Source organism: Mycobacterium sp. (assembly GCF_040398885.1).
GTDB lineage: Bacteria > Actinomycetota > Actinomycetes > Mycobacteriales > Mycobacteriaceae > Mycobacterium.
This window is the reverse complement of the sequence record NZ_JBBATF010000105.1, coordinates 1-10,662: the sequence shown is the minus strand read 5'-3', so window position 1 is coordinate 10,662 and position 10,662 is coordinate 1. Positions and strand designations below refer to the sequence as shown.

Annotated in this window: 9 protein-coding genes and 1 pseudogene; 7 read left to right on the top strand and 3 right to left on the bottom strand. The window is 69.1% G+C overall.

The window, feature by feature from the left end; translation table 11 throughout:
* Positions 1–208, bottom strand: a pseudogene (locus ADBZ5U_RS10870) (hypothetical protein); the annotation flags it as partial.
* A gap of 43 nt (positions 209–251) precedes the next feature.
* Here ADBZ5U_RS10870 and ADBZ5U_RS10865 point away from each other — a divergent pair.
* From ADBZ5U_RS10865 to ADBZ5U_RS10835, 7 genes are all read left to right on the top strand, one after another.
* Positions 252–1,289 carry a 3-hydroxyisobutyryl-CoA hydrolase gene (locus ADBZ5U_RS10865; RefSeq protein WP_526265271.1) on the top strand — a complete coding sequence of 346 codons (1,038 nt, stop codon included), beginning with the start codon at positions 252–254 and terminating at the stop codon, positions 1,287–1,289.
* Positions 1,290–1,299: 10 nt separating this feature from the next.
* The gene (locus ADBZ5U_RS10860; protein ID WP_526265269.1) at positions 1,300–2,076 is read left to right on the top strand and encodes an enoyl-CoA hydratase; all 777 of its coding nucleotides are present in this window, start codon (positions 1,300–1,302) and stop codon (positions 2,074–2,076) included.
* Between the two features lie 9 nt (positions 2,077–2,085).
* Positions 2,086–3,774: an alpha/beta hydrolase gene (locus tag ADBZ5U_RS10855; RefSeq protein WP_526265267.1), complete on the top strand. Its 1,689-nt coding sequence runs from the start codon at positions 2,086–2,088 to the stop codon at positions 3,772–3,774.
* A 56-nt stretch (positions 3,775–3,830) separates the two neighbouring features.
* Positions 3,831–4,274, top strand: coding sequence for a lipoprotein LpqV (gene lpqV, locus ADBZ5U_RS10850; protein ID WP_526265265.1), 444 nt, complete (start codon positions 3,831–3,833; stop codon positions 4,272–4,274).
* 67 nt (positions 4,275–4,341) lie between these two features.
* Entirely contained in the window at positions 4,342–5,301 is a 960-nt protein-coding gene (locus tag ADBZ5U_RS10845) for a patatin-like phospholipase family protein (RefSeq protein ID WP_526265263.1), read from the top strand.
* 78 nt (positions 5,302–5,379) lie between these two features.
* Complete coding sequence (locus tag ADBZ5U_RS10840; RefSeq protein WP_526265261.1) at positions 5,380–6,573, top strand: acyl-CoA dehydrogenase family protein; 1,194 nt, start codon at positions 5,380–5,382, stop codon at positions 6,571–6,573.
* A 1-nt stretch (position 6,574) separates the two neighbouring features.
* A complete protein-coding gene (locus ADBZ5U_RS10835; RefSeq protein WP_526265259.1) occupies positions 6,575–8,032 on the top strand; it encodes an aldehyde dehydrogenase family protein in 1,458 nt (485 codons plus the stop codon).
* Between the two features lie 14 nt (positions 8,033–8,046).
* Here ADBZ5U_RS10835 and ADBZ5U_RS10830 read toward each other — a convergent pair whose 3' ends face one another.
* Together ADBZ5U_RS10830 and ADBZ5U_RS10825 are read right to left on the bottom strand one after the other, a co-directional pair.
* On the bottom strand, positions 8,047–9,108 hold the full coding sequence (locus ADBZ5U_RS10830) for an NAD(P)H-dependent amine dehydrogenase family protein (RefSeq protein ID WP_526265257.1): 1,062 nt from the start codon (positions 9,106–9,108) through the stop codon (positions 8,047–8,049).
* 124 nt (positions 9,109–9,232) lie between these two features.
* Positions 9,233–10,662 (bottom strand): long-chain fatty acid--CoA ligase (locus ADBZ5U_RS10825; RefSeq protein WP_526265255.1); only part of this gene is annotated, 1,430 nt, incomplete at its 5' end.

Sequence of the window (10,662 nt, the reverse complement as noted above, 5' to 3'; positions counted from 1 at the left end):
GCTGAGCACCGGCGATACCGGTGCCGAATTGCGCGTACCCGCCCTGTTGCTGTTGTGGCAACGAACGGAATACCGGGTTGCTGCTTTGCCGCACCGCGGGATCCTCCCAGTAAGACGAATGAAACACCCTGTCAACGAACGAACCGCCCGACCGGTTCCCGCAGGAGCCTTCCGGATTTTGCCGTCGTAGGTTCACCTTACCTGCCATCCCGGTATTCGCCAGTGGTCTCGCCCCTGGTAAAACTCCGACGGTGACCGCCGACACCGACGAAGTCCTGGTCCGCGCCGAACGCGGGGTCGGGTTCCTGACCCTGAATCGCCCGAAGGCCATCAACTCGCTCAACCACGCCATGGTGACCGCCCTGGATGCCGCCCTGACTGCCTGGGAGGGCGACGAGGACGTGCGCGCCGTGGTGGTCGGCGGGGCCGGCGAGCGCGGCCTCTGCGCCGGTGGGGATGTGGTGGCGCTCTATCACAGCGCCAGGGCCGACGGCGTCGCGGCAAGGCGGTTCTGGTTCGACGAGTACCGCCTCAACGCGCGCATCGGGCGGTATCCCAAGCCCTACGTCGCCCTGATGGACGGCATCGTCATGGGCGGCGGCGTCGGGGTCAGCGCGCACGGCAGCGTGCGGGTGGTGACGGAGAAGTCCAGGATCGCCTTCCCCGAGGTTGGAATCGGGTTCATCCCCGACGTCGGCGGCACCTACCTGCTTTCCCGGACGCCGGGCCTGCTCGGATTGCACGCCGCCCTGACCGGCGCCCCGTTCTCCGGAGCCGACGCCATCGAACTCGGTTTCGCCGACCACTACGTGCCGCAGGCCGACCTCGGGCCGTTCACCGCCCTGGTCGCCGCCGAGGGCCCGGAAGCCGCGGTGAGCGCCTTCGCCCAGGAGCCGCCGCGCAGTGAACTCGCCGCGCAGCGGGACTGGATCGACAGCTGCTACGCCGGGCCGACCGTCGCCGACATCGTCGCGGAGTTGCGCGGCCACGGGCAGGGGCCGGCGAACGACGCCGCCGAACTGATCGCCACCCGTTCCCCCGTCGCGCTGGCGGTCACCCTGGCCGCGGTACGCCGGGCTGCGGCACTGGGCGGCCTGGAAGACGTGCTGGTGCAGGAGTACCGGGTGTCGTGCGCGTCGTTGCGGTCCCACGATTTCGTGGAAGGCATTCGCGCCCAGTTGGTGGACAAGGACCGCAACCCGCAGTGGTCGCCGTCGTCGATCGCCGCGGTCACCGACGACGATGTGGCGGCTTATTTCATGCCGGCCGATCCCGACCTGACGTTCTAGAGGAGAAACTGTGAGTTACGAGACCATCCTGGTAAGCCGTTCCGATCGGGTCGGCACCATCACCCTCAACCGCCCGCAGGCGCTCAATGCGCTCAACAGCCAGGTGATGCGCGAAGTCACCGGTGCGGCAGCCGAATTCGACGCCGACCCGGGTATCGGCGCGATCATCGTGACCGGCGCCGGCGAGAAGGCGTTCGCCGCCGGAGCCGACATCAAGGAGATGGCCACGCTGTCCTTCTCGGAGGTTTTCGAGTCCGACTTCTTCGCCGCGTGGGGCAGGCTGGCGGCGGTGCGCACCCCGCTGATCGCCGCTGTCGCCGGGTTCGCGCTGGGCGGGGGCTGCGAGCTGGCCATGATGTGCGACGTGCTGATCGCCGCCGACACCGCCAAGTTCGGCCAGCCCGAGATCAAGCTCGGAGTGCTGCCCGGCATGGGCGGCTCGCAGCGGCTGACCCGAGCCATCGGCAAGGCCAAGGCGATGGACCTGATCCTGACCGGGCGCACCATCGACGCCGCCGAGGCCGAACGCAGCGGCCTGGTGTCGCGGGTCGTGCCCGCCGACAACCTGCTCGAGGAGGCCGGCGCGGTGGCCACCACCATCTCGCAGATGTCGCGGTCGGCGGCGCGGATGGCCAAGGAGGCCGTCAACCGGGCCTTCGAGTCCTCCCTCGCCGAGGGCCTGCTCTACGAGCGGCGGCTGTTCCATTCGGCGTTCGCCACCGAGGACCAGACCGAGGGGATGGCGGCCTTCACCGAGAAACGCGCTCCCAACTTCACCCACCGATAGGGTCGTGGCGTGGTCGTCCCCGACGTCGTCTCCGCAGCGACGAATTCCGCCGCACCCGAACGCGACTGGTGGCAGCGCCGGTACACCTTCACCGGCACCGCCGTCGGCCTGCTGTTCCTGTTGCTGTCGATGACGCCCTCGTTGCTGCCGCGCGGCCCGATGTTCCAGGGCATCGTCAGCGGCGTCGCCGGGGCCATCGGCTACGGCCTCGGTGTGTTCGGGGTGTGGCTGGCGCGGTTCATGCAGTCCCGACAGAGCAGTCCGCCCGCGCCGCGCTGGGCGTGGTTGGCGCTGGTGACTCTCGGAACGCTGGGCGTGGTGCTGGGCATCGTCTACTTCCACTACTGGCAGGACCATGTACGCGATCTGATGGGCGTGCCGAGACTCAAGTGGTACAACTACATTCAGGCCGGCATCCTTGGTGTGATCCTGTTGTTCGTCTTCGTCGAAGTCGGCCAACTGGTCGGGCGGCTGGTGCGATTCCTGGCCCGGCAACTGGGTCGCGTCGCGCCACCGCGGGTTTCCTTCGTCGTGACGGTCGTTGTTCTGCTTTCGGTGGGGATCGCCGTTCTCAACGGCGTGGTGGTGCGGGGCGCGATGGGTCTGCTCAACAAGAGTTTCTCCGCGGTGAACGACGAGATGGACCCGAACCATCCCGCGCCGACCACGCCGCTGCGCTCCGGCGGTCCCGGCTCGCTGGTGTCCTGGGCGTCGCTGGGCCATCAGGGCCGCATCTTCATGCGCGGCGGCCCCACCGTCGACCAGCTCGGTGATTTCAACGGAGCCAAGGCGACCGAGCCGATCCGCGCATACGCGGGGCTGAACTCCGCCAAGGGGATTCGCGCCACAGCCGAGCTGGCCGCCCGGGAACTGGAACGCGCGGGCGGGTTGAAGCGCAAGGTCATCGCGGTGGCGACCACCACCGGCACCGGCTGGATCAACGCCGCCGAGGCGGACTCGCTGGAGTACATGTACAACGGCGACACCGCGATCGTGAGCATGCAGTACTCGTTCCTGCCGAGCTGGCTGTCGTTCCTGGTGGACAAGGAGAACGCCCGTCAGGCCGGGCAGGCGCTGTTCGAAGCGGTCGATGAGAGGGTGCGCGCGCTGCCCGAAGCCCAGCGGCCGAAGATAGTGGTGTTCGGCGAGAGCCTGGGCTCGTTCGGCGGCGAGGCGCCGTTCCTCAGTCCCAACAACATCATCGCCCGCACCGACGGCGCGCTGTTCTCCGGACCGACGTTCAACAACACCATGCGCGACGCCATCACCCTCAACCGCGACCCGGGCTCACCGGAGTGGCTGCCGATCTTCGATGACGGCGCCAACGTGCGCTTCGCCGCCCGCGCGGACAACCTCGGCCGACCGGACAAGCCGTGGGGCAACCCGCGCATCGCCTACCTGCAGCACGCCTCGGACCCGATCGCCTGGTGGGACCCGGATCTGCTGTTCGCCGAACCGGACTGGCTGCGTGAGCCCCGCGGCTACGACGTGTCCGGCGACATGAACTGGATTCCGGTGGTCACCTTCCTTCAGGTCGCCGCCGACATGGCGGTGGCGGTGGACGTTCCCGACGGCCACGGGCACCGCTACGTCAAGGACGTCGTCAACGCCTGGGCGGCGGTGATGCGGCCGCCGGGGTGGACGCCGGAGAAGACCGAACGGCTGCGCGGGATGGTCACACAGGACTACCCGCAGTGACCGACATCCCGCCCCGCGAAACCCCAAAACCCCTGAGGTTGCATAGATTGGCCACCATGCTGAGTACTCGTGATCGCGTCCGGTTCGGCGCCGCCCTCCTCGTCGGCACCGCCGTCCTGCTGACCGGTTGTTCCAAAGGCGGTGCCGAGCAGGCCGGGGAGGCGCCGTCCGCCGCCCCGCCGGCGACCTCCAAGCAGCAGGCGCCGGCAGCGCCGGGCGGCGGCCCGATCGGGATCTCGGCAGGCGGCGTGACGACCAGGATCGACGAGCCGGCACAGTCCACCGAGGAGCAGTACGCGCAATCCTGCCTGGCCACCAAGGCATGGATGGACGCCAAGGGCGGCGACCCGCACACCCTCGTTGAGCCCTACCTGGGTGATCTGCAGAACGGCAAGAACCCCGGCCCGGCGACGTTCAACAAGACCTGGTCCGAACTGAGCAACGCCCAGCAGGCGGCCGTGATCATCGCGGTGAAGGCCGCCGCCGACGGCGGCTGCTGAGTGCGGCCGCGGGAACGGAGATCGGGCCGACCGGAACCGCCGAGGTCCCGCCGGTGACAATGGGCTCGTGGCCAAACGGGTAGCCCTGGCACTGGGCAGCGGCGGTGCACGGGGCTACGCCCACATCGGCGTCATCGATGAGCTTCGCGACCGCGGGTACGAGGTGGTCGGGATAGCCGGTTCCTCGATGGGCGCCCTGGTGGGCGGTTTGTTCGCCGCCGGGTCGCTCGAGGAGTTCGCCCGGTGGGCCCGCACCCTGACCGGCCCGGCCGTGCTGAGGCTGCTCGACCCGTCCATCTCGGCCCCCGGGGTGTTGCGCGCGGGCAAGATCCTCGACGCGGTCCGCGACATCGTCGGCGATGTCACCATCGAGGAACTCTCCGTTCCCTACACCGCGGTCACCACCGACCTGATCGCCGGAAAGTCGGTGTGGTTGCAGCGCGGGCCGCTCGACGAGGCCATCCGGGCGTCGATCGCGATTCCGGGGGTGATCGCACCGCACGTGCTCGACGGCCGCATCCTGGCCGACGGCGGCATCCTCGATCCGTTGCCGATCGCTCCGATCGCGGCGACCAACGCCGATCTCACCGTCGCGGTGAGTGTGTCGGGGATGGACGCCGAGGTCGGCGACGAAGAGATCAGGCCGACCCGCGATCGGCTGAACCGGTTGTGGCGCGGCACTTCCGCCCTTCTCGACCGGTTCGGCGCCGGAACGGCTCCGTTCGACATCGCAGATATCGACACCGATGCAACCGGCGCCATCGAGGAGTTCGACCCGACCGGGCGCGGGGCGCAGACGCCCAAGCTGCGCAGCTTCGCGGTGATGATGCGGACCATCGACATCGCGCAGGCCGCGCTGGCGCGACACCAGATGGCGGCCTACCCCCCGGATGTCCTCATCGAGGTGCCGCGCACCGCCTGCCGCAGCCTGGATTTCCACCGCGCCGCCGAGATGATCGACCTGGGCCACGAACTGGCCGCGCGGGCGCTGGACCGATTCGACGGGGCTGACGCCGAACCGGCGTGACCACCTCCCCGACTGCGCGACGGAACCCGGCGGTACAGCCCTGGGATTACCCTGAGTACTGACAGGGAAGGAACACCCATGACCGTCACCTCGGCCGGACCGCGGGAGGACACCTACGCCCCCCTGGAGTTGTTCGACGTCGACCGGCTGCTCGACCAAGACGAACGCGACATCGCCGCCACCGTCCGCAGGTTCGTCGACACCCGGCTGCGGCCGCATGTCGGGGACTGGTTCGAGTCCGGCGCACTGCCCCGGGAACTTGCCCGAGAGTTCGGGCGACTCGGCGTGATGGGCATGCACCTGCGGGGCTACGGCTGCGCGGGCACCAACGCGGTGAGCTACGGCCTGGCATGCATGGAACTGGAGGCCGGCGACAGCGGCTTCCGCAGCTTCGTCTCGGTACAGGGCTCACTGTCGATGTTCTCCATCCACCGCTACGGCTCCGAGGAACAGAAGCTCCAATGGCTGCCCCGACTGGCGTCCGGCGAGGCCATCGGATGCTTCGGGCTCTCCGAGGCCGATTTCGGCTCCAACCCGGCCGGTATGCGGACCCGCGCACGCCGTGACGGTGACGACTGGGTGATCAACGGAACCAAGATGTGGATCACCAACGGGAACCTCGCCGACGTCGCCACCGTCTGGGCGCAGACCGACGACGGCATACGCGGATTCCTGGTTCCCACCGACACACCGGGGTTCAGCGCCAACGTCATTCACAAGAAGCTCTCGCTGCGTGCATCGGTCACCTCGGAACTGGTGCTGGACAACGTGCGACTGCCCGCATCGGCGCGACTACCCGAAGCCCGCGGCCTCGGAGCCCCGCTGTCGTGTCTCAACGAGGCCCGCTTCGGCATCGTCTTCGGCGTGATGGGCGCCGCCCGGGACGCCTTGGAGACCACGCTGGCCTACACGGCTAACCGCGATGTGTTCGACCGTCCGCTGTCCAGCTACCAACTCAGCCAGGAGAAGCTGGCCAACATGGCCCTGGAACTCGGCAAGGGTGTCCTGCTGGCGATTCACCTTGGTCGGATCAAGGACGCCGAGGGGGTGCGGCCCGAGCAGGTGAGCCTGGGCAAGCTCAACAACGCGCGCGAGGCGTTGGCGATCGCCCGGGAATGCCGAACGCTTCTGGGCGGCAGCGGAATAACTCTGGAGTACTCCCCGCTGCGGCACGCCAACAACCTCGAGTCGGTGCTCACCTACGAGGGCACCTCGGAGATGCACCTGCTGTCCATCGGCAAGGCGCTCACCGGGCACGCGGCCTTCCGGTGACATGACGGCGGCAATCTGCCATCTCGTCGCCGGGCAGTGGCGGGGAGGCAGCGGCCCTCCGGTCCGCAGCGTCAACCCGGCCCGCCCGAATGAGATTGTCGCCGAGGGCAATTCGGCGACCCGGGCCGATGTGGACGACGCCGTGCACTCGGCGTCCGAGGCGCTCCCCGGCTGGGCCGCCACCCCGATCCACTCCCGCGGCGCGGTGCTGGGTGCCGCCGCCGCCGTCGTCGACCTCAATGCCGAGCACTGGGGGCTGGAACTGGCAGTCGAGGAGGGCAAGACGCGAGCCGAAGGGGTTGCCGAGGTCCGCCGCGCCGCGCAGATCCTGCGGTACTACGCCGCCGAGGGCGACCGGGCCGCCGGCGAGATCTTCGCATCGCCGCGGGCCGGCGAACGGATACTGGTCACCCGCAAACCGGTCGGCGTGGTGGGTGTGATCACGCCCTTCAACTTCCCGATCGCCATCCCGGCGTGGAAGGTCGCCCCGGCGCTGGTCCACGGCAATACGGTGGTGTGGAAACCGGCCGGTTCGGTTCCGCTGCTGGCAATGCGACTGGCCCAGGCGCTCACCCGGGCCGGACTGCCCCCCGGTGTGTTGAACCTGGTGATCGGCGATTCCGAAGTCGGGGAAACCCTGTTCAACCACGACGGTGTCGCGGCGATCTCCTTCACCGGCAGCACGGGGGTGGGCAGGCGCATCGCGGCCGCGGCCGCCGCCCGAGGCGTGCCGGTTCAGGCCGAGATGGGCGGCAAGAACGCGGCGGTCGTTCTCGACGACGCCGATTTCGACCTGGCCGTCGAGCAGGTGATGCTGGGCGCGTTCCGCTGCGCCGGCCAGAAGTGCACCGCCACTTCGCGATTGATCCTCACCGAGGGGCTCGCCGACAGGTTCATCGCCGCACTCGTGCGACGCGCCGACGCCCTGGTGGTGGGCGATCCCGCCGACCACCGCACTGAAATGGGTCCGGTCATCGCCGATTCGGCGCAGGCATCGGTCACCGCCGGAGTCGACGGGGCCAGGTCCCAGGGGGCGAGGGTGCTGGCGGGCGGCGGGCCCTACAGCGACGGGCCGTTGTCCCGGGGTTTCTTCGTGGCGCCCACCATCGTGGAGCTCGACGGCCCCGCCGACATCTGGGCCGAGGAATTGTTCGGCCCGGTGCTGGCCGTGCGGCGCGCACCCGACGCCGAGGAGGCCTTCGCGTTGGCGAACAACAGCGAATTCGGCTTGAGCGCAGCCGTTTTCACCCAGGACCTGACCCGGGTGTTGCAGGCCATGGAATCCATCGACGTGGGAGTCCTGCACGTCAACTCCGAATCGGCGGGTGCCGATCCGCACGTTCCGTTCGGCGGCGTCAAGAGGAGCGGACTGGGCCCCAAGGAGCAGGGGGCGGCCGCACGGGAGTTCTTCACCCACACCACCACCGTCTATCTGCGCGGTGGTTCCGCCGGTGCCTGACCTACCGGCCTGATCTACCGGCGGGCGAACAGCGGCGCCGCCCGGCCGGTGAGCGGCGGCAGGTCGAAGAATCCTTTGATGCCGGGCTCCGCGGCGCAGGTGGCCGGGATGGCGTTGACGCAGTGCGCCGCGGTGGCGACGATGCCCGGATTCGACGCCAGCCCCTCCGCCACGGATTCGGGCTGCCATCCCTTGATCGTGACGAAGGTGTTCGGGTGCCCGCGAACCTCGATCTCGTAGCGCTCCCCGGCCGGGCCGAACGACCACGCCGGCTCCAGGTGTTCCTCGCCCATCAGCCAGTTGACCGCGACCCGCACGACGACGACGTTGGTGACCACGGCGTCCCAGGCGAATCGTCGTCCGGCCACCTCGCCGGGCTGGATCACCCCGATCGGGGACTCGATGGGTGCGGTTGCCACCGCCACCTGCTGGCTGGTGCGGATGACCGGTTCGGCGGCGAAGCCGAGGCGGTCGACGATCAGCCGAACCGACTGGAAGAAGCCGCCGTCGAGCAGTTTCTGCATCGGTCCGCGCAGCGCCTTCTCCGGCGTCCCGCCGAAGCCCATCACATGGCGCAGCACGTCGGGGGCGCCATAGGTGCGAAGGTCGGAGAACTCCTCGGCCCGGACGTGGGTGATGCCGGTAGACATCACCGACAGCAACAGGGGGAACAGTTCGGTGGCCGCGCCCGGGCCGATGCCGGCGCCGTGCAGGGTGGCGTTTCCGGCCAGCGCCGCGGCCCGAAGCGGGGCGGCTTCGGTCTCGCTCGGGTAGAACCAGCCGACCGGGCTGACGACGTTCTTGCCGGAGCGCAGCAGGGCGGCGACCTCGTCGGCGTCGGGCAGCAGCGGGGCGTAGACCACGGCGTCGGCATCCATGGCGAGGATCTCGTCGACGCTGTCGGTGGCGGTGACGCCCAGCGGCGCGGTGCCGACGATGTCGCCGACGTCCCTGCCCGCCTTTGCCTTGGAGTGCACCCAGCAGCCGGTGAGTTCGAGTTCGGGATGTTCCAGCACGGCCTTGACGGCGGCCGTGCCGACCGAGCCGGTGGCCCACTGCACCACGCGAAGCGTCACAGGAGGCAGACTAGCTCTCCCCCCGCGAACTCCCCCCCGAACTCCCCCCGCGAGCAGACGTGAACGCCCCCCTGGTCGCGGCGTGTCGAGGACATTTACGTCTGCTCGCGGTCAGAAGCAGAGGTCAGAGGGTGATGACGTCGTAGGCGCCGTCGGCGTAGCGGGCGCGGATCGTCTTCTTGTCGTACTTGCCGACGCTGGTGCGGGGGATCTCCTCGACGAACGTCCAGCGCTCGGGCAGCCACCACCGAACAACCTTGTCGCCCAGGAACTCCCGCAGATCCTCGGCGGTGACCGAGGCATCGTCCTGGAGCACCACCGCGGCCAGCGGGCGTTCCTGCCACCGCTCGTCGGGCACGCCCACCACAGCCGCCTCCTTTACCTGCTGGTGGGCGATGAGGGTGTTCTCCAGTTCCACCGAGGAGATCCACTCCCCGCCGGACTTTATGACGTCCTTGGCGCGGTCGGTCAGCGTGATGTAGCCCTGCGAGTCGATCCGGCCCACATCGCCGGTGCGCAGCCAGCCGGAGGTGAACTTCGACGGGTCGGTGTCGCGGTAGTAGGACCCGGTGATCCACGGTCCGCGGACCTCCAACTCCCCCACCGCCACGCCGTCGCTGGGCAGCACCGCCCCGGAGTCGTCGACGATGCGGGCCTCCACCCCGCACATCGGCCGGCCCTGGGTGGAGCGGATCTCCCAGTGCTTCTCCGCCGGCGTGCCGGGGGCCGGCCAGGCCAGCGTGGCCATCGGCGAGGTCTCGGTCATCCCCCACAACTGCCGGATCTGGACTCCGTGGTTCTTCTCGAAGTTCTGCATGAGCGACACCGGCACCGCCGAACCGCCGCAGGCCACCAGCCGCAGCGACGAGATGTCGTGTCCCGGCTCGCGATCCAGATGGTTCATCACGTCGTTCCAGATGGTCGGCACCGCCCCGGCCACCGTGGGACGCTGCGTCTCGATCAGGTTCACCAGCGACTTGGCGTCCATGAACCGGTCCGGCAGCACCAGGTCGGCGCCGGCCATCAGCGCGGCGTAGGGAATGCCCCAGGCGTTGGCGTGGAACATCGGCACGATCGGCAGCGCCTTGTCAGAGAAACTCAGGCCCATGCCGTTGCCGCTGCACACCGCCATGGAGTGCAGGTAGCTGGATCGGTGGCCGTAGACCACCCCCTTGGGGTGGCCGGTGGTTCCGCTGGTGTAACACATCGCCGCAGCGGAGTTCTCGTCGATGTCGGGCCAGTCGAACCGATCCGGCTCGGCGGCGGTCACCTCGTCGTAGCGCAGTACCCGCTTGCCGGATGCCTCCAGCGGGGCGATGTCGCCGGCGCCCACCGCGATCACGGTGTGCACGGTTTCCAACCGGGGCAGCACCGGCGCCAGGATCGGGATCAGCGACACGTCGGCGATCACTATCCGGTCCTCGGCCTCGTAGGCGACGAACTCGATCTGTTCGGGGAACAGCCGGATGTTCAGGGTGTGCAGCACCGCGCCCATCGCGGGGATCGCGACGTAGGCCTCCAGGTGTTCCTGGTTGTTCCACATGAAGGTGGCGA

Excerpts from the sequence above, each read along its gene's own strand:
- ADBZ5U_RS10835 (WP_526265259.1), top strand. The coding sequence starts at position 6,575 with ATGACGGCGGCAATCTGCCATCTCGTCGCCGGGCAGTGGCGGGGAGGC.
- lpqV (WP_526265265.1), top strand. The coding sequence starts at position 3,831 with ATGCTGAGTACTCGTGATCGCGTCCGGTTCGGCGCCGCCCTCCTCGTC.
- ADBZ5U_RS10840 (WP_526265261.1), top strand. The coding sequence starts at position 5,380 with ATGACCGTCACCTCGGCCGGACCGCGGGAGGACACCTACGCCCCCCTG.